At 69.3% G+C, this 24,426-nt stretch carries 28 protein-coding genes and 1 pseudogene; 15 read left to right on the plus strand and 14 right to left on the minus strand.

The annotated features are described in order from the left end of the window. Window positions 1-64 precede the first annotated feature (64 nt). From MCHUDSM44219_RS03745 to MCHUDSM44219_RS03755, 3 genes are read left to right on the plus strand one after another with little or no spacing between them, the layout of a single operon-like run. Window positions 65-1,210, plus strand: a complete 1,146-nt coding sequence (locus tag MCHUDSM44219_RS03745; protein WP_048416885.1) for a thiolase family protein — start codon at window positions 65-67, stop codon at window positions 1,208-1,210. After that, complete coding sequence (locus MCHUDSM44219_RS03750; protein WP_082162026.1) at window positions 1,207-2,040, plus strand: crotonase/enoyl-CoA hydratase family protein; 834 nt, start codon at window positions 1,207-1,209, stop codon at window positions 2,038-2,040. The genes MCHUDSM44219_RS03745 and MCHUDSM44219_RS03750 overlap by 4 nt, the downstream gene beginning before the upstream one ends. 20 nt (window positions 2,041-2,060) lie before the next feature. After that, on the plus strand, window positions 2,061-3,203 hold the full coding sequence (locus MCHUDSM44219_RS03755) for an acyl-CoA dehydrogenase family protein (protein WP_048416887.1): 1,143 nt from the start codon (window positions 2,061-2,063) through the stop codon (window positions 3,201-3,203). A 62-nt stretch (window positions 3,204-3,265) separates the two neighbouring features. On the opposite strand, the gene MCHUDSM44219_RS03760 is transcribed toward MCHUDSM44219_RS03755, so the two are convergent. From MCHUDSM44219_RS03760 to MCHUDSM44219_RS03770, 3 genes are all read right to left on the minus strand, one after another. Beyond that, window positions 3,266-3,997 (minus strand): fasciclin domain-containing protein, encoded by a 732-nt coding sequence (locus MCHUDSM44219_RS03760; protein ID WP_048416888.1) that lies wholly within the window; start codon window positions 3,995-3,997, stop codon window positions 3,266-3,268. A gap of 130 nt (window positions 3,998-4,127) precedes the next feature. Further along, complete coding sequence (locus MCHUDSM44219_RS03765; protein WP_053081175.1) at window positions 4,128-4,721, minus strand: TetR/AcrR family transcriptional regulator; 594 nt, start codon at window positions 4,719-4,721, stop codon at window positions 4,128-4,130. Then, window positions 4,718-5,644, minus strand: a complete 927-nt coding sequence (locus MCHUDSM44219_RS03770; RefSeq protein ID WP_048416889.1) for an SDR family NAD(P)-dependent oxidoreductase — start codon at window positions 5,642-5,644, stop codon at window positions 4,718-4,720. Before MCHUDSM44219_RS03770 ends, MCHUDSM44219_RS03765 begins: the two co-directional genes overlap by 4 nt. A gap of 56 nt (window positions 5,645-5,700) precedes the next feature. Here MCHUDSM44219_RS03770 and MCHUDSM44219_RS03775 point away from each other — a divergent pair, with 56 nt between their 5' ends. From MCHUDSM44219_RS03775 to MCHUDSM44219_RS03785, 3 genes are read left to right on the plus strand one after another with little or no spacing between them, the layout of a single operon-like run. Continuing rightward, window positions 5,701-6,240: a gamma carbonic anhydrase family protein gene (locus MCHUDSM44219_RS03775; RefSeq protein WP_048416890.1), complete on the plus strand. Its 540-nt coding sequence runs from the start codon at window positions 5,701-5,703 to the stop codon at window positions 6,238-6,240. A 50-nt stretch (window positions 6,241-6,290) separates the two neighbouring features. After that, the gene (locus tag MCHUDSM44219_RS03780) at window positions 6,291-7,445 is read left to right on the plus strand and encodes an NAD(P)H-binding protein (protein ID WP_048416891.1); all 1,155 of its coding nucleotides are present in this window, start codon (window positions 6,291-6,293) and stop codon (window positions 7,443-7,445) included. A 20-nt stretch (window positions 7,446-7,465) separates the two neighbouring features. Continuing rightward, a complete protein-coding gene (locus tag MCHUDSM44219_RS03785; RefSeq protein ID WP_236695339.1) occupies window positions 7,466-8,158 on the plus strand; it encodes a CPBP family intramembrane glutamic endopeptidase in 693 nt (230 codons plus the stop codon). Here the strand turns inward: MCHUDSM44219_RS03785 and tet(V) are convergent. Next, window positions 8,155-9,417, minus strand: a complete 1,263-nt coding sequence (gene tet(V) / locus MCHUDSM44219_RS03790) for a tetracycline efflux MFS transporter Tet(V) (RefSeq protein WP_236695340.1) — start codon at window positions 9,415-9,417, stop codon at window positions 8,155-8,157. The two genes, MCHUDSM44219_RS03785 and tet(V), sit on opposite strands and share 4 nt — an antisense overlap. Window positions 9,418-9,550: 133 nt before the next feature. Continuing rightward, window positions 9,551-10,360, minus strand: coding sequence for an enoyl-CoA hydratase (locus MCHUDSM44219_RS03795; RefSeq protein WP_048416894.1), 810 nt, complete (start codon window positions 10,358-10,360; stop codon window positions 9,551-9,553). Between the two features lie 86 nt (window positions 10,361-10,446). On the opposite strand from MCHUDSM44219_RS03795, the gene MCHUDSM44219_RS03800 reads away from it, so the two are divergent. Genes MCHUDSM44219_RS03800 through MCHUDSM44219_RS03810 form a run of 3 tightly spaced genes read left to right on the plus strand, consistent with a single transcriptional unit; the run spans window position 10,447 to window position 13,305 of the window. Continuing rightward, on the plus strand, window positions 10,447-11,532 hold the full coding sequence (locus MCHUDSM44219_RS03800) for a CaiB/BaiF CoA transferase family protein (RefSeq protein ID WP_048416895.1): 1,086 nt from the start codon (window positions 10,447-10,449) through the stop codon (window positions 11,530-11,532). Between the two features lie 34 nt (window positions 11,533-11,566). Then, on the plus strand, window positions 11,567-12,319 hold the full coding sequence (locus MCHUDSM44219_RS03805) for a 3-hydroxyacyl-CoA dehydrogenase (RefSeq protein ID WP_048416896.1): 753 nt from the start codon (window positions 11,567-11,569) through the stop codon (window positions 12,317-12,319). Continuing rightward, window positions 12,316-13,305, plus strand: a complete 990-nt coding sequence (locus MCHUDSM44219_RS03810) for an NAD(P)H-dependent flavin oxidoreductase (RefSeq protein WP_048416897.1) — start codon at window positions 12,316-12,318, stop codon at window positions 13,303-13,305. The genes MCHUDSM44219_RS03805 and MCHUDSM44219_RS03810 overlap by 4 nt, the downstream gene beginning before the upstream one ends. A 48-nt stretch (window positions 13,306-13,353) precedes the next feature. Here the strand turns inward: MCHUDSM44219_RS03810 and MCHUDSM44219_RS31520 are convergent, their stop codons facing one another. Continuing rightward, window positions 13,354-13,485 carry a hypothetical protein gene (locus MCHUDSM44219_RS31520; protein ID WP_109777580.1) on the minus strand — a complete coding sequence of 44 codons (132 nt, stop codon included), beginning with the start codon at window positions 13,483-13,485 and terminating at the stop codon, window positions 13,354-13,356. 66 nt (window positions 13,486-13,551) lie between these two features. Next, the gene (locus MCHUDSM44219_RS03815) at window positions 13,552-14,160 is read right to left on the minus strand and encodes a DoxX family protein (protein WP_236695338.1); all 609 of its coding nucleotides are present in this window, start codon (window positions 14,158-14,160) and stop codon (window positions 13,552-13,554) included. 62 nt (window positions 14,161-14,222) lie between these two features. Here MCHUDSM44219_RS03815 and MCHUDSM44219_RS03820 point away from each other — a divergent pair, with 62 nt between their 5' ends. The 3 genes from MCHUDSM44219_RS03820 to MCHUDSM44219_RS03830 are packed head-to-tail and all read left to right on the plus strand — an operon-like array spanning window position 14,223 to window position 17,810. Next, complete coding sequence (locus MCHUDSM44219_RS03820) at window positions 14,223-16,490, plus strand: MMPL family transporter (RefSeq protein WP_048416898.1); 2,268 nt, start codon at window positions 14,223-14,225, stop codon at window positions 16,488-16,490. Then, window positions 16,487-17,185 carry a TetR/AcrR family transcriptional regulator gene (locus MCHUDSM44219_RS03825; RefSeq protein WP_048416899.1) on the plus strand — a complete coding sequence of 233 codons (699 nt, stop codon included), beginning with the start codon at window positions 16,487-16,489 and terminating at the stop codon, window positions 17,183-17,185. Before MCHUDSM44219_RS03820 ends, MCHUDSM44219_RS03825 begins: the two co-directional genes overlap by 4 nt. Then, complete coding sequence (locus tag MCHUDSM44219_RS03830; RefSeq protein ID WP_048416900.1) at window positions 17,166-17,810, plus strand: class I SAM-dependent methyltransferase; 645 nt, start codon at window positions 17,166-17,168, stop codon at window positions 17,808-17,810. The genes MCHUDSM44219_RS03825 and MCHUDSM44219_RS03830 overlap by 20 nt, the downstream gene beginning before the upstream one ends. Here the strand turns inward: MCHUDSM44219_RS03830 and MCHUDSM44219_RS03835 are convergent. After that, window positions 17,807-18,520, minus strand: a complete 714-nt coding sequence (locus MCHUDSM44219_RS03835) for an NAD-dependent deacylase (RefSeq protein WP_048416901.1) — start codon at window positions 18,518-18,520, stop codon at window positions 17,807-17,809. The genes MCHUDSM44219_RS03830 and MCHUDSM44219_RS03835 overlap by 4 nt on opposite strands. A gap of 36 nt (window positions 18,521-18,556) precedes the next feature. Here MCHUDSM44219_RS03835 and MCHUDSM44219_RS03840 point away from each other — a divergent pair, with 36 nt between their 5' ends. Next, entirely contained in the window at window positions 18,557-18,922 is a 366-nt protein-coding gene (locus tag MCHUDSM44219_RS03840; protein ID WP_048416902.1) for an Rv1152 family transcriptional regulator, read from the plus strand. A gap of 10 nt (window positions 18,923-18,932) precedes the next feature. On the opposite strand, the gene MCHUDSM44219_RS03845 is transcribed toward MCHUDSM44219_RS03840, so the two are convergent. After that, entirely contained in the window at window positions 18,933-19,763 is an 831-nt protein-coding gene (locus MCHUDSM44219_RS03845) for a class I SAM-dependent methyltransferase (RefSeq protein ID WP_048416903.1), read from the minus strand. A gap of 15 nt (window positions 19,764-19,778) precedes the next feature. After that, entirely contained in the window at window positions 19,779-20,303 is a 525-nt protein-coding gene (locus MCHUDSM44219_RS03850) for a DUF1697 domain-containing protein (RefSeq protein WP_048416904.1), read from the minus strand. 76 nt (window positions 20,304-20,379) lie between these two features. Between MCHUDSM44219_RS03850 and MCHUDSM44219_RS03855 the strand changes: the two genes are divergently transcribed. Both MCHUDSM44219_RS03855 and MCHUDSM44219_RS03860 read left to right on the plus strand, forming a co-directional pair. After that, window positions 20,380-20,823, plus strand: coding sequence for a PPOX class F420-dependent oxidoreductase (locus MCHUDSM44219_RS03855; protein WP_048416905.1), 444 nt, complete (start codon window positions 20,380-20,382; stop codon window positions 20,821-20,823). A 19-nt stretch (window positions 20,824-20,842) separates the two neighbouring features. Further along, window positions 20,843-21,034, plus strand: coding sequence for a DUF5302 domain-containing protein (locus tag MCHUDSM44219_RS03860; RefSeq protein ID WP_048416906.1), 192 nt, complete (start codon window positions 20,843-20,845; stop codon window positions 21,032-21,034). Here the strand turns inward: MCHUDSM44219_RS03860 and MCHUDSM44219_RS31665 are convergent. The 4 genes and pseudogenes from MCHUDSM44219_RS31665 to MCHUDSM44219_RS03875 form a co-directional block, all read right to left on the minus strand. Then, on the minus strand, window positions 21,031-21,145 hold a 115-nt coding region (locus MCHUDSM44219_RS31665; RefSeq protein WP_413783576.1), incomplete at its 5' end, for a hypothetical protein. The two genes, MCHUDSM44219_RS03860 and MCHUDSM44219_RS31665, sit on opposite strands and share 4 nt — an antisense overlap. Window position 21,146: 1 nt before the next feature. Then, window positions 21,147-22,308, minus strand: a pseudogene (locus MCHUDSM44219_RS03865) (MFS transporter); the annotation flags it as partial. An 87-nt stretch (window positions 22,309-22,395) separates the two neighbouring features. Next, a complete protein-coding gene (locus tag MCHUDSM44219_RS03870; protein ID WP_048416908.1) occupies window positions 22,396-24,027 on the minus strand; it encodes a monocarboxylic acid transporter in 1,632 nt (543 codons plus the stop codon). Beyond that, window positions 24,024-24,386 (minus strand): DUF485 domain-containing protein, encoded by a 363-nt coding sequence (locus tag MCHUDSM44219_RS03875; RefSeq protein WP_048416909.1) that lies wholly within the window; start codon window positions 24,384-24,386, stop codon window positions 24,024-24,026. The genes MCHUDSM44219_RS03870 and MCHUDSM44219_RS03875 overlap by 4 nt, the downstream gene beginning before the upstream one ends. Window positions 24,387-24,426 lie beyond the last annotated feature (40 nt).

A 24,426-nucleotide genomic window follows, 5' to 3' on the forward strand; every position in this document is an offset into this window, starting at 1 on the left:
AGGTTGACCTAGTAAACCTTGTTCGTTTACGTTCGAGGCACCATCTCAATGAAGGAGTATCTCCATGCCTGAAGCCGTCATCGTCGAAGCCGTACGGTCACCGGTCGGCAAGCGCAACGGTGGGCTGTCGGGAGTGCACCCGGCCGAGCTGTCCGCGCAGGTGCTCAACGGCCTCGTGGAGCGCGCCGGCGTCGATCCCGCGCTGGTCGACGACGTCATCTGGGGTTGTGTCATGCAGGCCGGCGAGCAGGCGCTCGACATCGCCCGCACCGCGCTGCTGACCGCCGGATGGCCGGAATCGGTGCCCGGGGTGACCGTGGACCGCCAGTGCGGATCGAGCCAGCAGTCGGTGCACTTCGCCGCCGCCGGTGTGGTCGCCGGCCACTACGACGTCGTCGTCGCCGGTGGCGTCGAGTCGATGTCGCGGACCCCCATGGGCTCGTCGCTGGCCGGTGGAGGCAACCCGTACCCGGCCGGCTTCAAGGACCGCTACCAGAAGACCCCGAACCAGGGCATCGGCGCCGAGATGATCGCCGAGCAGTGGGGCCTCGACCGCACCGCACTCGACCAGTTCTCCCTCGACTCCCACGAAAAAGCGGCCGCAGCACAGGATTCCGGCGCCTTCGACGACCAGATCGTCGCAATCAAGGATGCCGACGGAAATCCCGTGCTCAAGGACGAGGGCATCCGCCGCGGCACCACGCTGGAGAAGATGGCCCAGCTCAAGCCAGCGTTCCGCGAGGACGGCGTGATCCACGCCGGCAACAGCTCGCAGATCTCCGACGGGTCGGCCGCGCTGCTGTTCATGTCGGCCGAGAAGGCCAAGGAGCTGGGGCTCAAGCCGCTGGCCAAGGTGCACACCGCCGTGCTGGCCGGCGCCGACCCGGTCATCATGCTGACCGCCCCGATCCCCGCGACGCAGAAGGCGCTCAAGCGGTCCGGGCTGTCGATCGACCAGATCGGCGCGTTCGAGGTCAACGAGGCGTTCGCCCCCGTGCCGATGGCGTGGCTGAAGGACATCGGCGCCGACGAGAAGAAGCTCAACCCCAACGGCGGCGCGATCGCGCTGGGCCATCCCCTCGGCGGGTCCGGCGCCCGCATCATGACCACGCTGCTGTACCACATGCGCGACAACGGAATTCAGTACGGCCTGCAGACCATGTGCGAGGGCGGCGGCCAGGCCAACGCCACCATCCTGGAACTGCTGTGACGGCAGTCGAAGCCCCCGGGCCGGATGGCTCGACTCCTTCGTCGTCGTCGAGCGGTGCCCTCGTCGAGCGCCGGGGCCACGTCATGGTGGTGACGATCAACCGGCCCGAGGCGCGCAACGCGATCAACGCCGCCGTGTCGATCGGGCTCGGCGACGCTCTTGAAGAGGCGCAGAACGATCCCGATGTGTGGGTCGTGGTGGTCACCGGGTCCGGGGACAAATCCTTCTGTGCCGGAGCGGATCTCAAGGCGCTCTCGCGCGGGGAGAACATCGGCCACCCTGACCACCCCAAGTGGGGGTTCGCCGGCTACGTCCGCCACTTCATCGACAAGCCGACCATCGCGGCGGTGAACGGCACCGCCCTGGGCGGCGGCACCGAACTGGCCCTGGCCAGCGATCTCGTCGTCGCCGCGGAGAGCGCGAAATTCGGTCTGCCCGAAGTCAAACGGGGCCTGATCGCCGGCGCCGGCGGGGTGTTCCGGATCGTCGAGCAGATTCCGCGCAAGGTCGCGATGCAGATGATGCTGACCGGCGAGCCGATCAGTGCCGCCGACGCGCAGCGCTGGGGCCTGGTCAACGAGGTCGTGCCCGACGGGACCGTGCTGGACGCCGCGCTCGCGCTGGCCGACCGTATCGCCGTCAATGCGCCGCTGGCCGTGCAGGCCAGCAAGCGGGTCGCCCGCGGTGCCGACGACGGCGTCGTCACCGACGAAGAGCCCGATTGGAAACGCACCATGCGCGAGGCTGTCGCGGTGTTCGGCAGCGAAGACGCCAAGGAAGGGCCGCTGGCATTCGCGCAGAAGCGCCAGCCGGTATGGAAGGCGCGGTAAGCCAAAGTGAGGGAGAAACCATGAAGCGCACCATCTACGACGCCGAGCACGAGGCCTTCCGCGACACCGTCCGCGGATACATCGAGAGCGAACTCGTGCCGAATGCCGAGAAGTGGGAGGCCGACCGGCTGGTCGACCGCTCGGCCTACGTCGCGGCCGGCAAGCACGGTCTCATCGGGTTCAACATGCCCGAGGAGTACGGCGGCGGCGGCACCGACGACTTCCGGTTCAACGCGATCATCGACGAGGAGATCGCCAGGGCCGGCGTGCCCGGACCCGGGCTGAGTCTGCACAACGACGTCGTCGCGCCTTACTTCAAGGATCTGACGACCGACGAGCAGAAGGAACGCTGGCTGCCAGGGATCGCCAGCGGCGAGACGATCATCGCGGTCGCGATGACCGAACCGGGCGCGGGCAGCGACCTCGCGGGCATCCGCACCTCTGCGGTGCGCGACGGGGATGACTGGATCCTCAACGGGTCCAAGACGTTCATCTCCTCGGGAATCAACAGCGACCTCGTCGTCGTCGTCGCGCGCACCGACCCCGAGGCCGGTCACAAGGGCTTCACGCTGCTGGTGGTCGAGCGGGACATGCCCGGGTTCAGCCGCGGCCGCAAGCTCGACAAGATGGGCATGCACGCCCAGGACACCGCCGAACTGCACTTCGAGAACGTGCGGGTGCCGAACGCCAACGTGCTGGGCAAGGTGGGTGGAGGCTTCTACCACCTGATGCAGAACCTGCCCTCGGAGCGGTTGTCCATCGCGATCTCCGCGATCGCCGGGGCGCGCGAAACATGGCGTCAGACACTGCAATACGCCAAGGATCGCAAGGCCTTCGGTCAGCCGATCGGCAGCTTCCAGCACAACCGGTTCCTGCTCGCGGAGATGGACACCGAGCTCGACGTCACCGAGCAATACGTGGACCGGTGCCTGCAGGCCATCGTCGACGGCGAACTGACCGCGGTCGAAGCCGCCAAGGCGAAGTGGTGGGCGACCGAGGTCGCCAAGAAGGTCGTCGACCAGTGCGTGCAGTTGCACGGCGGCTACGGCTGGATGATGGAGTACCGCGTCTGCCGTGACTACGTCGACGGTCGCATCATGACGATCTTCGGCGGTACCACCGAGATCATGAAGGAGATCATCGGCCGCGACCTGGGCCTGTAAACGCGAATTCGGTGTAGTTGGTCACGCGTGCGTTGACCAACTACACCGAAATCGCAAAGGGACTAGCCGATCGGAGCCTCGGCGGCCGGTGCGGCCGACGTCTCCGCGGGCAGCGGCGCGGGCTCGGTGGTGGCCGTGGCGCTTGTGGTGGCGGTGGAGCTGGTCGACTTCGGCGTCACGGGCGCCGGCGCCTCGGCCGGGTTCAGCACGTGATCGACGAGGTAGATCCGCGCGTTCTGCGCCTGGATGCCACCGCAGAGCACCTTGGTGGTCTCGTTGATCTTGATGTCGCCGCCAGAGCCGGTCACCTCGATCTCGGTGCCCTCCTGGGTGGGCCGCTGACCCTTCACGTCGTCGGGGCCGAGCAGGCCGAGGAACACGTGGTAGTACAGCAGGCTGGTCAGCGCGGCCGGATCGGTGCGCAGCACCTCCTGCTGCTCGGGCGGCAGCTCGGCGAACGCCTCGTTGGTGGGGGCGAACACCACGAACGGCCCGTTGTCGAGCACCGGGGCGATGTTCACGGCCGGGTTCAGCTGGCCCGACACCGCGGCGTTGAACGAGCTGATGTCCGGGATGCTGGCCAGCACCTTGCTGACGGGAACGTTGGCCAGGCTCTTCCAGTTCGGCACGGCCTTCTTGAACGGATCGCACTGCGGACCCTGCGGGTCGGGGATCTCGGCCGTCACGGTGGTCGTCGTCGGCTCGGCGGATGCCGTCACAGCCAGCGGAACCGACAGGGCGATCGCGGCGGCACTCGCAGCGATGCCGATGGCCTTGCTGGGGCGGGTCTTCACGTTCTGCTCCTCATGCTTGTCAGGTCGCCTGGCATGCTATGCGCACGAATTGGTCACGACCAAGTCGAGAATGTGTCGCGAACCGGTGGTCAACCGTTACAGAACCGGCTCTGAGCAGGTCTTTCGTCGCTCAGTGTTCGTCAGGCAACACCGCGGCCACGACACCGGCCAGATCGTCGGCGGTCTGGGTGAACGTCGCCGCTCCGGAACTGGCCTGCACCATCGCCCCGACGAGGCCGAACTCGAGCGTTTCGGCCACCTCCGGCCATGCGCCCGACCCCAGCACGGTGCGCACGCGGCGCTGCAGTTCGGCGTGGATGCGGCGCCGGATCGCCCGCACCGACGGCTCGGTGGAGATCAGTGCGCTCGAGCAGGCCGCCGCGAAACCGGGTTCGTCGGCCAGCAGCATCACCAACTGACCGAACAGCGCCACCACCCGCGTCCGGGCCGGCAGTTCCACGTCCACCGACAGCGGCGCGTCGCGCAGCACTCCGAGATACAGCTCGGCGACGATCGCGTCGGGGGAGCGGAAGTACGCGCACACATCGCTGTGCGGCACGCCGGCCCGCTCGGCGACCCGCCGGGTGGTCAGGTCCGCGAACGGCCGCTCGCGCAGCATCTCGGCCGTCGCGTCCAGCACGCGGCGCACCACCTCGTGGTCGTCGCGGTCGTGCTCGCCGTAGGACCGCAGATAGACGACGTTCTCGGACGCGTCCGGGGTCACACCGACGAGCGTAGTGTCGTCGCGCTCGGGGTGCAGAGGCGTTCGGAGAGATCCCACAGCGTCAGCGCGCGGGTCTCGTCGACGGCGTACGGGGCGGCGTCGCGGACCGCGCAGTCGGACAGGTAGACGCCGCCGAGCTCGGCCACCTCATCGCTGACCGCGGCCCACACCTGGGTCGCCGCGCCGTGGTCGGGAGTGGTGAACGCCAGCTTGCTGCGGCCGCGCTGCGCCAGGGCGGCGAAGTCGTCCTCGTCCATGTAGCGGGCCAGCGACGTCGCCACCACGCCGGGGTGCACCGCGTACGAGCGCACGCCGCTGTCGCGCAGCCGGCGGTCCAGCTCGACCGCGTGCAGCACGTTGGCCGTCTTCGACGCACCGTAGGCGGCGAACTTGTCGTAGTCGCGCCGTTCCCAGTTCGGGTCGTCGAGATCGACGTCGCTGAGCCGATGCCCCTCCGAAGACAGCACCACCACCCGCGCACCGTCGGCGGCCACCAGTGCGGGGAACATCAGCCGGGTCAACTCGAAGTGGCCGAGATGGTTTGTGCCGAACTGGATCTCGAAACCCTCGGTGGTGCGCTGAGGTGGGGTGAACATCACGCCGGCGTTGTTCATCAGCACATGCACCGCGGGGGTCAGCTCGCTGATCTCGGCGGCGGCCGCGGCCACCGACTCCAGCGAGGTGAGGTCGAGGTGCACGCTGGAGAGCACCGCCGCGGGCACCTGCTCGCGGATCCACGCCTCGGTGTCGACGAGGGCGGCGCTGTTGCGCGCCGCCAGGATGATCCGCGCCCCGGTGGTCGCGAGGGCGCGGGCCGATTCGCGGCCCAGCCCGGACGAGGCACCGGTGATCACGATGGTCTTGCCGGTCAGGTCGATGCCCTCGACGATGTCGAGAGCCGTGGGGGTTGACGTCGCTGTCACGACGTGAGGATCGCACGCGTCGCCGCGGCGCGGACGGGCCGCCCTACGATGGCGCCATGCCGGAGCCCCTGATCCTTGCCCTCGCCGGACACGCGCCGCAGTTGGACGCCCAGAGTTGGGTCGCGCCGAATGCGACGCTGATCGGCCGGGTGGTGCTGGCCGAGTCGGCCAGCGTCTGGTACGGCGCGATCCTGCGCGCCGAGGCCGAGACCATCGCCATCGGGGCCGGAAGCAACATCCAGGACGGCGTGACCGTCCACGTCGACCCCGGCTTCCCGGTCAGCGTGGGCGCCGGTGTCACGGTGGGCCACAACGCCGTCCTGCACGGGTGCACGGTCGGCGACGACTGCCTCATCGGGATGGGCGCGGTGATCCTCAACGGCGCCACGATCGGCGCCGGATCGCTGATCGCCGCCGGGGCGGTGGTGTCCCAGGGTGCGGTGATCCCGCCCGGGCACATGGTCGCCGGGGTGCCCGCCAAGGTGCGTCGCGAACTCGGCGACGCCGAGAAGGAGGGCATCCGCACGAACGCGCTGCTCTACCAGGAGCTGGTCAAGCTGCACCGCGACGCGGGCAGTGACGGAGCCGTGACGTAGGCAACGCCGCCGACGGGTTCTGATCGAGGCGGTTGGGGTACAGCCGTACCGTGGTTAACGTGCGGACTTTGGTCACCGGCGCGACGGGATACATCGGCTCCCGCCTCGTCACGGCTCTGCTGGCGGACGGCCATGGCGTCGTCGCCGCCAGCCGCAACCCCGGCCGGCTAGCCGATTTCGGGTGGCACGACCGGGTTTCGACCGTCGCGCTCGATGCGCACGACGAGGACTCGGCGCGTCAGGCGTTCGCCGACGCCGGCCCCGTCGACGTCGTCTACTACCTCGTGCACGGCATCGGACAGCCCGACTTCCGGGAGGCCGACAACCGGGCCGCCGCGAACGTCGCGGCCGCGGCGAAGGCCGCCGGCGTGCGCCGCATCGTCTACCTCGGTGGCTTCGTCCCCGAGAGCCCCGACGGCGGGCCGCTGTCCGAACACCTGACCAGCCGCGCCGAAGTCGCCTGCGCGCTGCAGATCGACGGCGGACCCGACGTCGTGTGGCTGGGGGCGGCGATCGTGCTGGGCGCCGGGTCGACCTCGTTCGAGATGTTGCGCTACGTCGCCGACCGGTTCCTGGTGCTGCCGATGCCGGAATGGTCGGCCAACCCGATCGACCCGATCTCGATCCGCGACGTGCTGTACTACCTCGTCGCCGCGGCCGACGAGACCGTGCTGGCCGGGTCCTACGACATCCGCGGGCCCCAGACCACCACCTACGGCGATCTGCTCCGCACCTACGCGCGGATCGCCGGGATCTGGCGCGCACCGGTGCCCGTCTACGGCATCGACACCAGCCTCGTCTCGATGGTCACCGGCGTGGTGCTGCCAGTCCCGGGCGGGCTGGCCGCGGACCTCGTCGAGTCGCTGGACTTCCCGATGATGGCCACCAACGACGGACTGGACGGCGTCGTGCCCGAACCGCCGGGCGGGCGCACCTCCGTCGAGGACGCGATCCGCGCGGCGGTGACGAGTCCGCGGCGCCGGCCCGTCGACAAGCTGGCCGATCCTCACCACCTCGCCGACACCGACCCCGACTGGGCGGGCGGGGACGCGCTGCGCTTGCGCCAACTCGCCTGCAAGGTCACCCCGAATGCCGTGCAACCGGTCCTCGGCCTCCTCGGTCTGGTTCCGGGACCCGTTGCCGCCGCCGTCCGCACCGGACTGGATCATGTGATCGGACTGGTGCCGAAGGGAAGCCCTGCGTGAACAACTCGGAGCACACGCCGCTGTCGGGCGAGATCAAGCAGATCGCGCGCACCAAGGCGCCGGCGTTCAACGAGCCACCGTCGATGATCACCCGGCGCAAGTTCGTCGTCGGGGTGTTCCTGCTGATCGGCGCCGCGCTTCTCGGATACTCGCTGAGTCGCCCGCCCGGCGACAGTTCGTTCGTGTGGCTCACTCTCGCGCTGGCTGCGGTGTGGGCCATCGGCGCGTTCCTGTCGGGCCCGCTGCACTTCGGACACGTCAGCTTCCGCGGCCGCAACCAGCGACCCGTCATCACCGGCACCGGGGTGGGGCTGGGCCTGGGCGCGGTGTTCGTGCTCGGCGCGCTGATCGCCCGTCAGATACCGCCGGTGCGCGACTACATCACCAGCGTGCTCGAGTACGTCAACACCGGACCGCTGTGGCTGATCGTGTTCATCACCGTGGTCAACGGGCTGGCCGAGGAGATGTTCTTCCGCGGCGCGCTCTACACCGCGTTGTGGAAGTACAGGCCGGTGCTGGTGTCGACCGTGCTGTACGTGATCGCGACGGCCGCCACCACCGGCAACCCCATGCTCGGGTTCGCGGCGATCGTCCTGGGCACTGTCTGCGCGCTGGAGCGCCGCGCCACCGGGGGAGTGCTCGCCCCCATGCTGACCCACTTCTTCTGGGGTCTGGTCATGGTGCTCGCACTGCCCCCGATGTTCGGCGTCTAGCGCAGCGGGTTCGCGACCTCGTCGCGCCGCATCCCGGCCGCCCACATCGCGACGGCGGCCAACACCAGCGGGACCAGACCTGCGGTGAGGAAGATCGTCTGCATCGAAACGACTTTCGACAGCGGACCGACGATCGCGAACGACACCGGCATGAACGCCAGCGACACGAAGAAGTCCAGACTCGACACGCGGCCCAGCATGTCGGAGGGAACCCGCCGCTGCAGCAGCGTGCCCCAGATGACCATGCCTGCCCCGTCGGTCACGCCGATGACGAAGGTGGCCAACGCCATCACCGGGAACGACGAGGTGACGCCGACGACCGCGAGCGGGACCGAGCCGACGCTCCACATCACCATCATGACGCTCAGGTACCGGCGCGGCAGCCGCCGCGACGAGACCGCCAGCGCGCCCAGCGCACTGCCGATGCCGAAGAACGCCAGGACGAACCCGTAGGTGCGCTCGCCGTCGGCGAACCGGTCGGCGACGACGAACGGCAGCAGCACCTCGATGGGGCCCAGCACCACCAGCACGAAGATGCTCGCGAACAGCAAGGTCCACAGCAGCCACGGTGTGCGCCACACGAAGTCGAAACCCTCCCGCAGATCGCGCAGCAGCCGCTGGGACGGAACAGCCTCTACAGCAACGGGTCTCGCTGCCGGACGGGTGGCCAGCAGCAGCACCAGGCCGACCGCGAAGAGCGCGGCCACCGCGACCGCGCCCACGGCCGGGAACGTCGCAGCGACCAGCAGCCCGGCGATCGCCGGCCCGGCGGCGCGCTGGAACACCGGCCGTACCACGCCTTCGACGCCGTTGGCGGCCAGCAACTGCTCAGCGGGCAGGATCCTCGGCAGCAGTGCGCTGTAGGCGGGGAAGAAGAACGCCGCCGCGACGCCCAGGGCGCCCGCCGCCACGGCCAGATGCCAGATCTGCAGGGCACCAACGAATCCCAGGACGGCGACCGTCGTCACCACTGCGGTGTTGACGGCTTCGACGACGATGATGATCGCCCGCTGCGGCAGCCGGTCGGCGGCGAGTCCGCCCACCAGCACGAAGGCGACCAGGCCCACGCCCAGGCAGGTGGCGACCAGCGACAGCGACGTGGGATCGTCGTCGAGGGCGATGACCTGCAGCGTCATCACCACGGCCCACATGCCCTCGGCGAAGATCGACAGGGACACGGCGGCGATCAGCAGGCGGTACTCGCGGAACTGGAACGGCGCGAGCACACGCCAGCCGGGGGCTGCCACCGGCTGCTCGATGTCGTAGTGCGTGCTCACCCACCGATGGTGGCGGATGCGGGGGTCCTCCGTCGAACGATTTTCTCCCGTTGAGACTGCGCTGGCGGCGGCGAATTCACTCGAAACGCCGCCCTGGACGCAGTCTCGACGGGGGTCAGGTGTCGGTGAAGGTGGCCGGGCGGCGCTGCTGGAAGGCGCGGGTGCCTTCGCGGAAGTCGTTGGCGTCCAACAGCATCAGCTGGCCTTGCTTCTCGCGCTCGAGCGCGTCCTCGAGTTCGGTCAGCGTCGCGGCGTTGATCGCGTCCTTGGTCTTGCGCAGCGCGACGGCCGGTCCGCCGACCAGCGTGGCGATGACGGCGTCGACCTCGGCGTCGAAGTCGTCGGCGGGATATACCGTGCTCACCAGCCCCCACGCGAACGCCTCGGCGGCCGGGATGCGTTCGGCCAGCAGTGCCATCCGCATCGCGCGGATGCGGCCGACCGCGGCGGCGATCAGCGCCGAGGCGCCACCGTCGGGCATCAGCCCGATCTTCGTGAACGCGAGCATGAAAAAGGCCTTCTCCGAGGCCAATACGACGTCGCAGGCCAACGCCAGCGATGCGCCCACGCCCGCCGCAGGGCCCTGCACCACCGCGACCGCCGGCTGGGGCAGTCGCACGATCGCCCGGATGCAGCGGTTGGCCGCGTCGAGCACCTCGGCCGGAGTGCCTGCGGCGCCGGGGTTCGCGTGGTCGGACTCGCTGATGCCCGCTCCCGACGAGAAGCCGCGGCCCGCCCCGCTGATGCGCACCACGCGGACCCGGGGGTCGTCGGCGGCGCGTTCCAGCGTCTCGGCGAGGGTGCGCAGCATCGGCGCGGTCAGCGAGTTCAGGCTGTCCGGACGGTTCAGCGTCACCGCCAGCACACCGCCGTCGAACTGCACGCGGAGGTCGTCGATGCCGGTGTAGGACTCCGTCGTCGTCATAGTCTGGCACCCTAGGTTGGCCGAGAAGGTTATACAAGTAAGCTATGTCGCGGCCGACGGGCGATGAAGACGAAGGGCGGTTGGACATGGCTGGACCTCTGCAGGGATTGCGCGTCGTGGAACTGGCCGGCATCGGCCCGGGCCCGCACGCCGCGATGATCCTGGGTGACCTCGGCGCCGACGTCGTACGCGTCGAACGCCCCGGCAAAGGCGGCGGCGCCCCGAGCCGCGACTACCTGCTGCGCAACCGGCGCTCGGTGGCCGCGAACCTCAAGGACCCCGACGACCAGAAGATGGTTCTCGGCCTGATCGCCAAGGCCGACGTACTGATCGAAGGCTTCCGGCCCGGCGTCACCGAGCGGCTGGGACTCGGCCCGGACGACTGCGCGAAGGTCAACGAGCGGCTGATCTACGCCCGGATGACGGGGTGGGGCCAGGACGGCCCGCGCGCCCAGCAGGCCGGGCACGACATCAACTACATCTCGCTCAACGGCACGCTGCACGCGATCGGCCGGGCCGGTGAGCGGCCGGTGCCCCCGCTGAACCTCGTCGGCGACTTCGGCGGCGGGTCGATGTTCCTGCTGGTCGGTGTGCTCTCCGCGCTGTGGGAGCGGGAACGCTCCGGCAAGGGCCAGGTCGTCGACGCCGCGATGGTCGACGGCAGCAGCGTGCTCTCGACGATGATGTGGGCGTTCCGCGGCATGGGGATGTGGAGCGACGAGCGCGGGGTCAACATGCTCGACACCGGTGCGCCTTACTACGACACCTACACCTGCGCCGACGGCCGCCACGTCGCGGTCGGTGCGATCGAGCCGCAGTTCTACGCCGAGATGCTCGCCGGCCTGGGTCTGGCCGACGCCGACCTGCCCGACCAGAACGACATGGCCCGGTGGCCGGAACTGCGGGCCCGGCTGACCGAGGCGTTCGCCGCGCACGACCGTGACCACTGGGCGAAGGTGTTCGCCGGCACCGACGCCTGCGTGACGCCGGTGCTGTCGTTCGCCGAGGTGGAGTCCGAACCGCACAACACCGAGCGCGACACCTTCTATCGCGAGAACGGCTACCTGTATCCGGCGCCCGCCCCGCGGTTCTCGCGCACGGCGCCGACCGCGCCGAAGGCGCCCGGAGTGCCGGGCGCCGACACCGAAGCTGTTCTGCAGGACTGGGTTTAGAGAAAAAACAAAAGGATCAGAAAGGTGTAGTTCTGTGGAGATCAAGGACGCCGTAGCCGTCGTCACCGGAGGTGCGTCGGGGCTCGGGCTCGCGACGACGAAGCGCCTGCTCGACCGGGGCGCGTCGGTCGTGGTGATCGACCTCAAGGGCGCCGAGGCGGTCGCCGAGCTCGGCCCGCGCGCCAAGTTCGTCGAGGCCAACGTCACCGACCCCGAGCAGGTCACCGCCGCACTGGATGCCGCCGAGGAGATGGGGCCGGTGCGCATCGACGTCAACTGCGCCGGTATCGGCAACGCGATCAAGACGCTCGGCAAGGAAGGCCCGTTCCCGCTCGACGGGTTCCGCAAGGTCGTCGAGGTCAACCTGATCGGCACGTTCAACGTGATCCGGCTGGCCGCAGAGCGCATCGCCCAGCAAGAGCCGCTAAACGGCGAGCGCGGCGTCATCATCAACACCGCGTCGGTCGCCGCGTTCGACGGTCAGATCGGGCAGGCCGCCTATTCGGCGTCCAAGGGCGGCGTGGTCGGCATGACGCTGCCGATCGCCCGTGACCTGTCGCGTGAGCTGATCCGGGTGGTCACGATCGCGCCGGGCCTGTTCAAGACGCCGCTGCTGGGCTCGCTGCCCGAGGAGGCGCAGGCCTCGCTGGGCAAGCAGGTGCCGCACCCGGCCCGCCTGGGCGATCCCGACGAGTACGGCGCGCTGGCAGTCCACATCGTGGAGAACCCGATGCTCAACGGGGAGACGATCCGGCTGGACGGGGCGATCCGGATGGCCCCGCGGTGAGCATCCGGACGAAGTTCACCGAGACGTTCGGTGTCGAGCATCCGATCGCCCAGGGTGGGATGCAGTGGGTGGGTCGCGCGGAACTCGTTGCGGCCGTGGCCAATGCGGGCGCGCTGGGGTTCCTCACCGCGCTGACCCAGCCGACACCGGCGGATCTGGCCAACGAGATCGCCAAGACCCGCGATCTGACCGACAAGCCGTTCGGGGTGAACCTGACGATCCTGCCGGCCATCAACCCGCCCCCGTATGACGAGTACCGGCAGGTGATCGTCGACGCCGGCATCACGATCGTCGAGACGGCGGGGTCCAACCCGGCGCCGCATCTGCCGATGTTCCACGACCACGGGATCAAGGTGCTGCACAAGTGCACCTCGGTGCGGCACGCGGTCAAGGCGCAGAGCCTCGGGGTGGACGGCATCAGCATCGACGGGTTCGAGTGCGCCGGGCATCCGGGCGAGGACGACATCCCCGGTTTGGTGCTCATCCCGGCGGCGGCCGACAAGATCGAGATCCCGATGATCGCCTCGGGCGGCTTCGCCGACGCGCGTGGACTGGTGGCCGCGCTGGCGCTGGGTGCCGACGGCATCAACATGGGGTCGCGGTTCATGTGCACCGTGGAGTCGTGCATCCACGACAACGTCAAGGCCGCGATTGTCGAGGGCGATGAGCGGGGGACGGAGTTGATCTTCCGGAGCCTGCACAACACCGCGCGGGTGGCGTCGAATGTGGTGTCACGGGAAGTGGTGCAGATCCTCAAAGACGGCGGTCAGTTCGACGACGTCAAGGATCTGGTGGCCGGGGTGCGGGGCCGGCGGGTGTTCGACGACGGCGACGTCGACGCCGGCATCTGGACGGTGGGAACGGCGATGGGACTGATCAACGACGTGCCGACGGTGGGCGAGTTGGTGTCGCGCATCGTGACCGAGGCCGAAGACCTGATCAGTGGCCGACTGGCCACGATGGTGGCCGAGACGTCGGCCGTCTAGACAGCCTGACCGAAAGAGCGCGCGTCCGTGCGGGCGCGCGCTCTTTTGTCACACTGCGGTGGGCAGCGTCTGCTCGTCGTCGAGCTGTTCCGACGTCAGCCCCTCGACGAGGACATCGCCGTGGTAGAGGGCGTCGAAATCAACCTTGATGACATCAGCACTGGTGTCGTCGATCCACATGTACTGAACAGTAACCATCACCTCTAAGGAATCATTGAGTCTCGATTCGGAAAACTGTGGCAATTCTTACCGCTGGGTAGGGTCGGCCGCCGGCGGGGTGGTGAGGTGGATCGGGTTCACCCCGTACAGCGCCACCCAGGTGACGACGGCGGCGACCACCGCCAGCACCACCAGCCCCACCTTCACCCGCGGTGACCAGCGCAGACGGCCGGCGAGGCGGACGTCCACGGCATAGCGGCCGGGCCCGGTGAACAGCAGGGCCGCCGCGCCGACTCCGAGCAGGAACGGCACGTTGAACGGTTCGGACCAGAACGCCGCCGCCGAGACGTTGACCGCCCAGGCGCACAGCATGGAGCTCAGCACGGCGCAGGCGCCCAGCGGCGTGAGGACGCCGAGCAGCAGGGCGATGGCGCCGAGGGTCTCGGCGCCGGTGACCATGAGCGCGGCCAGGGTGGGGAGCCGCCAGCCGGCCTCGGTCATGAACCCGACGGTCGTCGAGAAGTCGAAGGCCTTGATCAGGCCGGCCTGCAGCACGGCGGCGCCGATGCCGAGGCGCAGGATCAGCAGGCCGATGGCCGCCGTCCGGTCCGCCGGCCCGGGGGTGGTCTCCGCCGTCGAGGGGCGCGTGAGTTCGTGGGTCATGTCGGGTGGACTCCCGTCGTCGCCGAATGTCATCGCGGCATTGACCCCTTTCTGTTATCGCTGTTAACTTAGCGGCGATACGTCAGGAGATCCCGATGCTGCAGCGAATCGCACTGATGGCCATCGCGGCGCCGCGTCGCATCCTCGCCGTCGCTCTCCTCGTCATGGTCGCGTGCGGTGTGTTCGGTATCCCGGTGGCCGGCCAACTGTCCGCGGGCGGTTTCGCCGATCCGACCTCCGAGTCCGCACGCGCCTCCCAGATTCTCGTCGACCGGTTCGGCCAGGGTGACATGGACCTGTTGATCAGCGTGCGGGCCGAGGGCGGCGTGGCCGCCGCGCGGACCGTCGCCACCGACATCGTGTCCCGTCTCTCGGAGTCGCCCCACGTCGGTGAGGTCACTTCCGCGTGGACGGCGCCGCCGTCGGCGGCGTCGGCGTTGATCAGTGAGGACGGCAAGACCGGTCTGATCGTCGCCGGCATCACCGGTGGCGAGAGCGCCGCGCAACGGCACGCCGAGGAGCTCACCGACGCGCTGGTCTACGACCGCGACGGTGTCACCGTGCGCGCGGGCGGTGTGGCCATGACCTACGTGCAGATCAACGGTCAGACCGAGCGGGATCTGCTGTTGATGGAATCCATCGCGGTTCCGCTCAGCTTCGTCGTGCTGGTCTGGGTGTTCGGCGGGCTGCTGGCCGCGGCGCTGCCGGTGGCCGTCGGCGGCTTCGCGATCCTCGGGTCGATGGCGGTGCTACGGGCGTTCACGCTGGTCACCGATGTGTCGATCTTCGCGCTGAATCTGTCTATCGCGATGGGCCTGGCACTGGCGATCGACTACACGCTGCTGATCATCAGCCGCTACCGCGACGAGTTGGCTGCCGGCGCCGACCGGGACCGCGCGCTGGTGCGCACGATGACGACCGCCGGTCGCACGGTGCTGTTCTCGGCGATGACCGTGGCGCTGTCGATGGTCGCCATGGTGGTTTTCCCGATGTACTTCCTGAAGTCGTTCGCGTACGCGGGCATCGCGGTCGTCGCATTCGCCGCCGTGGCGGCGATCGTGGTGGCGCCCGCGGCGATCGTCCTCGCGGGGGACCGGCTCGACGCGTTCGACGTCCGTAAGCTCGTGCGCCGGGTGCTGCGCAGGCCCGAACCGGCGCCCGTCCCGGTCGAGCGGATGTTCTGGTACCGGTCGACGAAATACGTTCAGCGGCGGGCGATCCCGATCGGTGTCGCCGTCGTCGCCCTGCTCGTGCTGCTGGGTCTGCCGTTTCTCGGAGCCACATGGGGCTTCCCCGACGACCGCGTGCTGCCGCAATCGGCATCGGCCCGCCAGGTCGGCGACGACATGCGCGAGAACTTCGCGGTCGACTCGTCGGCCAACGTCACCATCGTGCTGCCCGACGCCCGCGACGTCACCCCGGCAGAGCTCGACGGATACGCCGCCGAGCTGTCGAAGGTCGCCGACGTCTCGACGGTCTCGGCGCCGGGAGGCACCTTCGTCGACGGCGCGAGGGTCGGTCCGCCGTCGGCGGCGACCGGTGTCGCCGACGGCAGCGCCTTCCTCACCGTCGGCAGCACCGCACCGCTGTTCACCGACGCCTCCGAGATCCAGCTGAACCGGCTGCACGCGGTCGAACCGCCCGGTGGACGGGAAGCGATGCTGACCGGCCTGGCGCAGATCAACCGCGACAGCTCCGACTCCATCACCTCCCGACTGCCGACGGTGCTCGGCATCATCGCGGCCATCACGTTCGTGCTGCTGTTCCTGCTCACCGGCAGCGTGGTGCTCCCGCTGAAAGCGTTGGTGCTCAACGTGTTGTCGCTGACCGCGGCGTTCGGCGCGCTGGTGTGGATCTTCCAGGACGGCCACCTCGGGGCGCTGGGCACCACACCGACCGGCACGCTGGTCGCCAACATGCCGGTGCTGCTGTTCTGCATCGCGTTCGGACTGTCGATGGACTACGAAGTGTTCCTCGTCTCCCGGATCCGGGAGTACTGGCTGGCGTCGGACCGCAGCACGGACGCCAACGACGAGAGCGTCGCGCTCGGCCTGGCGCGCACCGGTCGGGTGGTGACCGCGGCGGCCCTGTTGATGTCGATCTCGTTCGCGGCGCTGATCGCCGCGCAGGTCGCGTTCATGCGGATGTTCGGGGTGGGCCTGACCCTGGCCATCCTCGCCGACGCGACTCTGGTGCGGATGCTGCTGGTGCCCGCCTTCATGCACGTGATGGGACGGTGGAACTGGTGGGCGCCGGCGCCGCTGGCCCGACTGCATGAGCGGATCGGCCTGCGTGAAGGCGGCGACGACGGGCCCGCGCCACCGGTCGCGCCCGTGGCGTCGGTGACCGAGGGGCAGCGGTGAGCACGTCGCCGCTGCGACGGCGCCGTGCTCCGCGCGGTTCGGGCGACCAGTTGCGCGACGAGATCCTCGACGCCGCGACCGGCCTGCTGCTCGAGACCGGTGACGCGAAAGCGGTGTCGATCCGGGCGGTGGCCCAGCGCGTCGGCGTCACCCCGCCGTCGATCTACCTGCACTTCGCCGACAAGGACGCGCTGCTCGACGCGGTGTGTGTGCGGTACTTCGAGAAACTCGACGACGAGATGCAGGCCGTCGCCGCGGTGGCCGGCACGTCGCCGATCGACGTGCTGCGCGCCCAAGGTCTGGCGTACGTCCGGTTCGCGCTGAAAACCCCTGAGCTGTATCGCATTGCCACGATGGGGCAGGGCCAGCCCGGCAGCGACGTGGACATCACGTTGACGAGCTCGGCGTTCGTGCACATGCGCGCCGCGGTGCAGGCGTTGATCGACGAGGGCAGCTACCCGCCCGGTGACCCCACCACGATGGCACTCGAACTGTGGACCGCGGCGCACGGCGTGGCGGCGCTGCTGATCTCGCGGCCCTACCTGCCGTGGGGCGACGTCGAGGAGTTCGCAGGCCGGGTGCTGCGCGCGGTCTGCTGTGGACAGATGGTGGCGGGTGCCATTGCCCCCGAGGATCCGCCACGCGAGACCGTGGCCTGGCTGAGAGAGGTCGTCCATGAGCACAACCGTCGATAACCCGTTCTTCGCGCGGGTGTGGACTGCGATGTCCGCGCGGGAGCCGGAGTCGCTGCGGCGGTTGCGTCGGGAGAATCTCGCCGGGCTGACCGGCCGCGTACTCGAGGTGGGTGCGGGCACCGGAACCAACTTCGCGTTCTATCCCGCCACCGTGACCGAGGTCGTCGCCGTCGAGCCCGAACGCAGGCTTGCCGCGCTCGCCGCGCGGGCGGCTGCCGACGCACCCGTGCCCGTCACGCTGACCGCCGACACCGTGGAACAGTTCCGCGACGGTGAACCGTTCGACGCCGTGGTGTGCTCGCTGGTGCTGTGCTCGATCGACGACCCGGACAGTGTTGTGGCGCAGCTGTATTCGTCGCTGCGGCCGGGAGGGGAGTTGCGCTACCTCGAGCACGTGGCCGGCACCGGCGCGCGGGCCCGGCTGCAACGCTTCGCCGACGCCACGCTGTGGCCGCGGCTGGCGGGCAACTGTCACACGCACCGCCACACCGAGCAGACGATCGCCGCGGCGGGATTTCAGGTGCGGGGACGCCGGGAGTGGACGCTGCCGCGGTGGGCGCCCGTTCCCGTGGCGGAGTTCGCGATCGGCCGGGCCGTCAAACCCGCGGGGCCGACGGAGCGCTAGCCGATCAGGGCGGGCAGGCGCTGCAGCAGGCCGGGCAGCGCCGCGCCGGCCTTCTCCCGCAGGCTCACCGTCGCGGTGCTCGTCAACGGCGTCGGCTCGGGGTTGACCTCGATCACCGGGGTGCCGCTGGCCACCGCCAGCTCCGGCAGCCCGGCGGCCGGATAGACCACCGAGCTGGTGCCCACCACCACGACGACGTCGGCGTTGATCACCGCGTCGACCGACTGCTGCCACGCGCGGTCGGGCAGCGCCTCACCGAACCACACGACGTTCGGCCGGATCAGCCCGCCGCAGACGCATCGCGGCGGGTCGACGGACTCCACCGGCTCGGGCATGGCCGGCACTTCGCCCAGGTACGCGGCTCCGCAACGGTCGCAATGGAATTCGAAGAGGCTGCCGTGCACGTGGTAGACCTGTTTGCTGCCGGCTCGCTCGTGCAGGTTGTCCACGTTCTGCGTCACGACGTGCACGTCGGCGTAGTCCTCCCACGCCGCGACGGCCCGGTGGGCGTTGTTCGGGGCGACCGCGCCCATCATGTGGTGGCGCCACAGATACCACGCCCACACCCGGTCGGGATGCGAACGCCAGCCGTCGGCGCTGGAGATCTCATAGGGGTCGACCTCGGCCCACAGCCCCGTCTCCACGTCACGGAACGTCGGCACCCCGCTCTCGGCCGAGATACCGGCGCCGCTGAATACCGTCACCTGCACCCCACCAAACTAGCGGCTGTGGGTGATACTGGGCACGTGGCCGAGTTGGGGGATTGGGTGCGCGTTGATCCACACGCTGCCAGGCCGCTGTTCGACCAGCTCAGAACGCAGATCATCGCCGGAATCCGGGACGGGCAGCTGACCCCCGGAACCCGGCTGCCGACGGTCCGCGAACTGGCTGGTCAGATCAACCTGGCAGTGAACACCGTGGCGCGCGCGTACCGGGAACTGGAAGCAGCGGGGATTCTGGAGACGCGGGGCCGGTTCGGCACCTTCGTCGCACGCTCCGACCCGGCCGACTCCGCGATGGCGACCGCCGCGCACACGTACGTGTCGACGGCCAAGGCGCTCGGGGTCGGCAAGGGTCAGGCGATGCGGTACGTCGAGGCCGCGTTCGGCTAGGCCGGACGGGTCAGCCGAACTCCAGCAGGATCGTCAGCGGCCGTAGCGGGTCCAGCAGTGGGATGCGCTGCCACGTCCACATCAGGGCGTTGAGCACCCGCCCGCGGGCCGGTTCGGTCGGCAGGTCGTGCACCGCCCGCACCCCGGGGACCGTGTTGACCAGGTCGGCCGCCTCGGCGACCGTCAGCGAGAACGGCATCGGCGGCACCCGGTAGCGCAGCGACGTGCGCATCCCGCGCCGGGCCAGCGCCGCGAACCCCGACGGCGCCAGGTCGAAGATCATCTGACCGCCGGGGAAGCGGGCGGCGCAGGCTTTCATCAACGCCATCGCCTCCTCGGGCTGCAGGTACATCAGCAGCCCCTCGGCGGTGATGAACACGCCGTGCTGCGGATCCACCCGGTCCATCCAGCTGAAGTCCAGCGCCGACTGCGCGCACAGCTCGATCCGGTCGGAGGCAGGCAACAGTTTGCGGCGAAGGTCGATCATCGGCGGCAGGTCCACGCTGAGCCACCGGAAGTCGTGGCCGACATCGGACGCGTCGAGACGGTAGAAGCTCGTCTGCAGCCCCTCGGCGAGCGCGACCACCGTCGCCTTCGGGTGGTCGAGCAGGTAGCGCCGGGTGTGCTTGTCGAACAGCTTGGCCCGCAACGCCATATCCTGCCTGCGGGTGAAGCCGAACTTGGCGAAGTCGAAGTCGATCGAGTCCACCAGGTGGATCGCCATCGGGTCGTCGATGATCGCGTCGGGCCGGCGAGCCTCGCTGGCGCGCACCACCAGCGTCATCAACGCGGTTTCCGACACCCCCGTCAGGTCGGCGGTGTGTTTCGGTGTCTGGTTCATCCGGTCCTCTCTCCCTCAGCCGCGCAGGAGCTTGTCGATCGTGCGCAGATTGCGGGTGGTGGTCGACGACTTGTAGCGCTTCTTGCCCATCGTCTTGCCGATCGCGCTGTCGAGGGTGCTCGTGCGCGGGACCTGCCAGTAGAGCACCCCGGCGCCGACGGCGATCTTCTCCTCGGGCCCCGGCTCCTCACCCAGGCCGCCGAGTTCGGCCAGCACGTCGTCGTCGCTGACGAACGTGACGTAGGAATGGTGGCCGTCCACCTCCCGCTCGAACGGATAGGCGGCGGAGATGTCGGCCAGCGTGTCGAGGTCATAGACGAGAACCCATGCCTCGTAATCGAATTCGTCACGCAACGCCTTCTCGGCCTTGGTGCGGACGGTATTGGCGCCGGCTCTGCTGGTGAGCAACACGTTGCCACTGGCCAGCACGGTCTTGACCTCGGTGAACCCGGCGGCCTCGAGGGCCTGCGCGACGGCGGGCATCTTCAAGTTGACCCCACCCACGTTGACGCCGCGCAGGAACGCGGCATACCGCGTCACCGCGCACCCCGGGGAAGTGTCCATCGGCCCACCTGTTCGATCATCCCACTCCGGGCGACGGACGTAGGCTCGGGTGATGACCCGCGATGTGTTCGACGACAAGCTGCTGGCGCTGATCGCCGGGAACTCGCTGGGCGTGCTGGCCACCCTCAAACGCGACGGACGCCCGCAGCTGTCGAATGTGTCGTACCACTTCGATCCGCGTGCGCTGACCATCTCGGTGTCGATCACCGAGCCGCGGGCCAAGACCCGCAACCTGCGCCGCGATCCGCGCGCCGCGATCCATGTCAGCTCCGACGACGGCTGGGCCTACGCCGTGGCCGAAGGCGACGCGGTGCTCACGCCGCCCGCCGCGAATCCGAGCGACGACACCGTGGAGGGGCTCGTGGCGCTGTACCGCAACATCGCCGGCGAACACCCGGACTGGGACGACTACCGCCGCGCGATGGTCGACGACCGTCGGGTGCTGATGACGCTGCCGATCGCGCACCTCTACGGGATGCCGCCGGGCCGCCGCTGAGCGGGCTACGCTTGCCGCCATGGCAGCCAAGGAGTCGGCAGAGTCGTCCGGCGCTCCGGAGGACGAGAACAAGCGCAAGTTCCGCGAAGCGCTGGAGCGCAAGAAGGCGCAGGCGGGCGGCGGGGCGGCCCACCGCGACGGCGGCGCGAAACAACCGCGCGCCCACGGCCCGCTGGAGAACCGGCGCGAATTCCGCCGCAAGAGCGGCTAGAAGCACTCAGACCCGGGCGGGCTGGCGCTCTCGGAGCAGGATCGCCACGAAGTTCGGCGTCGAGCAACCCACGATTCCGATGAGCGAGCCGCTCGGCCCCGATCCACTCCCNGCAGGATCGCCACCAGGCAGACCGCGGCGAGTACCGCGACCGACACGGCGAACACCACGCCGGAGGTGCGCAGTCCCCACGCCTGCGCGGCCAGTCCCTCCCCGACCACCGGGACCGCGATCGCCACGTAGGCGACCACGAAGTAGGTGGAACTCACCTCCGCCCGCCGCCCGGGAGGCGTGCGATCGGACACCGCGGCCAGGCCGCGGCTGAAGCTGATGCCCTGGCCGACACCCGAGATGACGGCCGCCGCGATCAGACCTGGCAGCGACGAGAAGTGCAGAGCAGCAGCGAGAATCGCCATGCCGGCGATCAGGATCGCGCAGCCCGCCGCGACGGCGCGGCCCGGATCCATCGTGCGTGCCGCGACCTGCGCGACCGCCGAGGTGAGGAAGACGGACCCCGCGATGACGCCGGCCACCGCATGGTTGCCGATTCCGACGACCTCGGCCACGAACGACGGTGCGACGGCGGCGAACAGTCCGGTGACGGCGAAGCCGGCGAACGCCGCCAGCGCGGCGACCACGAACACCGACCGGGCTTCGGGCGGCACCGACAGCCGCTGCACGCCGAGCGTGCCCTCGCGCGGCGAGGTCTCCGGCGAGCACAGCACCGCGGCGGCGGCCGCCACACACAACACGAGGTGGACGATGAAGCTCAGATCCAGGGGCCGCGGCGCGTACTGCACCAGCACACCGGCCAGTACCGGGCCGATCCCCAGCCCGCCGATGTTCACCACCGACGCCACGGCCGCGGCCCGCGACCGCCACGCCGGCGGCGCCGCCTCGATGACCGCCGCGGTGGCCGTGCCGGTGAACAATCCCGCCGACAACCCCGAGAGCACGCGGCCGATCAGCAGTTCGGGCACCGAGTCGGCCAGCACGAACACCACCGCGCTGGCCGCCGCGAATGCGATCCCGGCCAGCAGCACCGGCCGCCGGCCCACCACGTCGGACCACCGGCCGAACGCCAGCAGCGCGGCCAGCACGCCGCCGGCGTACGCGGCGAAGATCACCGTCGTCGTCAGCACGTGGAAGTGCAGGTCCTCGGCGAACAGCGCGTACATCGGGGTGGGCAGCGTGGTCCCCACCATGATCGCGGCGAACGCATAGGCCAGCAGGGCCATCGAATAACGGTGCACGGACAGTGTCAGCCGGGACATGCCCGGCAGTATTCCGCCGAAACTGCATTCCGGCAGGCCGCTACTCGCGTTTCGCCTGCCAGAATGCAGTTTCGGCGGGGGAGGGGGTCAGTGCGCGACGGCCTTCTCGGCGCCGATCCCGGTCAGCGAGCGCACCTCCATCTCGGCGGCGACCTCCGGGTCCTCGTCATCAGGCGAGGTGAGGGTGCCGACGATGCCGAGGATGAACGCCAGCGGGATCGACACGATGCCCGGGTTGGCCAGCGGGAACCACGCGAAGTCCGCGCCCGGGATCATCGAGGTCTTCGCGCCCGACACCGCGGGGGAGAAGACGATCAGCACGATGGTCGAGATCAGCCCGCCGTACATGCTCCACAGCGCGCCGCGGGTGTTAAACCGCTTCCAGTACAGCGAGTAGATGATCGTCGGCAGGTTGGCCGCCGCGGCGACCGCGAACGCCAGGGCCACCAGGAACGCGACGTTCTGACCGTTGGCCAGGATGCCGAGCCCGATCGCGAACACGCCGAGCACCACCGCGGTGATCCGCGACACCCGCACCTGCTCGTCCTCGGTCACCTTGTGCGACTTCAACACACTGGCGTAGATGTCGTGCGCGAAGGAGGCCGACGCGGTGATCGTCAGGCCGGCGACCACCGCGAGGATGGTCGCGAACGCCACAGCCGAGATCACGCCGAGCAGGATCACCCCGCCCAGTTCGAAGGCCAGCAGCGGCGCCGCCGAGTTGACTCCGCCTGCCGCGCTGAGGATCCGGTCCGGGCCGACCAGAGCGGCCGCACCGTAACCGAGCACCAGCGTGAACAGATAGAACGCGCCGATCAGAGCGATCGCCCAGACCACGCTTCGCCGTGCTTCCTTGGCCGTGGGCACGGTGTAGAAGCGCATCAGCACGTGCGGCAGGCCCGCGGTGCCGAGCACCAGCGCCAGCGCCAGCGAGATGAAGTTGATCTGCGAGGTGAGCGAGCCGCCGTACTGCGCGCCCGGGGCGAGGACGTCGCGCTTGGCGACGCCTTCGGTGGTGGCGCCGCTGATCGCCGACTGCGCCGAGCCGAGGATCTCGGAGAAGTTCAGCCCGAACTTGGCGAGCACCATCACGGTCATCACGCCGGCGCCGAAGATCAGCAGGACGGCCTTGATGATCTGCACCCAGGTGGTGCCCTTCATGCCGCCGACCAGGACGTAGACGATCATCAGGACGCCGACCACCGCGATGACGACCGACTGGCCGCTGCGGCTCTTGATGTCGAGCAGCAGCGCGACCAGACCACCCGCGCCGGCCATCTGGGCCAGCAGGTAGAACAGCGACACCGTCAGCGTGCTGGTGGCCGCCGCCATCCGCACCGGCCGCTGCTTGAGCCGGAAGCTCAGCACGTCGGCCATCGTGAATTTGCCGGTGTTGCGCAGCAATTCGGCCACCAGCAGCAGTGCCACCAGCCACGCGACCAGAAAGCCGATCGAGTACAGGAAACCGTCGTAGCCGTAGACCGCGATGGCCCCGGCGATGCCGAGGAAGCTGGCGGCCGACAGGTAGTCGCCGGCGATCGCGATGCCGTTCTGCGGGCCGGAGAATCCGCGCCCACCGGTGAAGAACTCGTCGGCGGTGGCGTTCTTCTTGCTCGCCCGGATCACCACGATCATCGTGATGACGACGAACAGGCTGAAGATGCCGATGTTGGCGATCGGGTTACCGATCGTCTCCGACTGGGCCAGCAGGGTGGTCATTTGATCTCACTCTCGAGTTCGGCGCGGATCGCACTGGCGCGCGGGTCGATCTCGCGGTTGGCGAACCGCACGTACAGGCCGGTGATCAGGAACGTCGTCAGGAACTGGCCCAGCCCGATGATCAGGCCCACGTTGATGTCTCCCCACACCCTCGTGGCCATGAAGTCGTGCGCGAAGGCGCCGAGGACGACATAGGTGGCGTACCAGATGAGGAAGAAGGCCGTCATCGGAAACACGAAGCGGCGCAGTCTGCTTCGCAGCTCCTGGAACTCCGGGCTGGCCTGCACCTGCAGGTAGCGCTCACCGGAGATGAGCTCCGGGTTGGCTTCCTTACGGATCGGAAGGTCGGTGTCGGACACGGTGGTGTGCTCCTGACTGCTGTGAACCGGCTGTGACGAG

This window comes from Mycolicibacterium chubuense (assembly GCF_001044255.1).
GTDB lineage: Bacteria > Actinomycetota > Actinomycetes > Mycobacteriales > Mycobacteriaceae > Mycobacterium > Mycobacterium chubuense.

Excerpts from the sequence above, each read along its gene's own strand:
- MCHUDSM44219_RS03745 (WP_048416885.1), top strand. The coding sequence starts at position 65 with ATGCCTGAAGCCGTCATCGTCGAAGCCGTACGGTCACCGGTCGGCAAG.
- MCHUDSM44219_RS03755 (WP_048416887.1), top strand. The coding sequence starts at position 2,061 with ATGAAGCGCACCATCTACGACGCCGAGCACGAGGCCTTCCGCGACACC.
- MCHUDSM44219_RS03775 (WP_048416890.1), top strand. The coding sequence starts at position 5,701 with ATGCCGGAGCCCCTGATCCTTGCCCTCGCCGGACACGCGCCGCAGTTG.
- MCHUDSM44219_RS03795 (WP_048416894.1), bottom strand. The coding sequence starts at position 10,360 with ATGACGACGACGGAGTCCTACACCGGCATCGACGACCTCCGCGTGCAG.
- MCHUDSM44219_RS03800 (WP_048416895.1), top strand. The coding sequence starts at position 10,447 with ATGGCTGGACCTCTGCAGGGATTGCGCGTCGTGGAACTGGCCGGCATC.
- MCHUDSM44219_RS31520 (WP_109777580.1), bottom strand. The coding sequence starts at position 13,485 with ATGTGGATCGACGACACCAGTGCTGATGTCATCAAGGTTGATTTCGAC.
- MCHUDSM44219_RS03815 (WP_236695338.1), bottom strand. The coding sequence starts at position 14,160 with ATGACATTCGGCGACGACGGGAGTCCACCCGACATGACCCACGAACTC.
- MCHUDSM44219_RS03820 (WP_048416898.1), top strand. The coding sequence starts at position 14,223 with ATGCTGCAGCGAATCGCACTGATGGCCATCGCGGCGCCGCGTCGCATC.
- MCHUDSM44219_RS03830 (WP_048416900.1), top strand. The coding sequence starts at position 17,166 with ATGAGCACAACCGTCGATAACCCGTTCTTCGCGCGGGTGTGGACTGCG.
- MCHUDSM44219_RS03845 (WP_048416903.1), bottom strand. The coding sequence starts at position 19,763 with ATGAACCAGACACCGAAACACACCGCCGACCTGACGGGGGTGTCGGAA.
- MCHUDSM44219_RS03855 (WP_048416905.1), top strand. The coding sequence starts at position 20,380 with ATGACCCGCGATGTGTTCGACGACAAGCTGCTGGCGCTGATCGCCGGG.
- MCHUDSM44219_RS03860 (WP_048416906.1), top strand. The coding sequence starts at position 20,843 with ATGGCAGCCAAGGAGTCGGCAGAGTCGTCCGGCGCTCCGGAGGACGAG.
- MCHUDSM44219_RS03870 (WP_048416908.1), bottom strand. The coding sequence starts at position 24,027 with ATGACCACCCTGCTGGCCCAGTCGGAGACGATCGGTAACCCGATCGCC.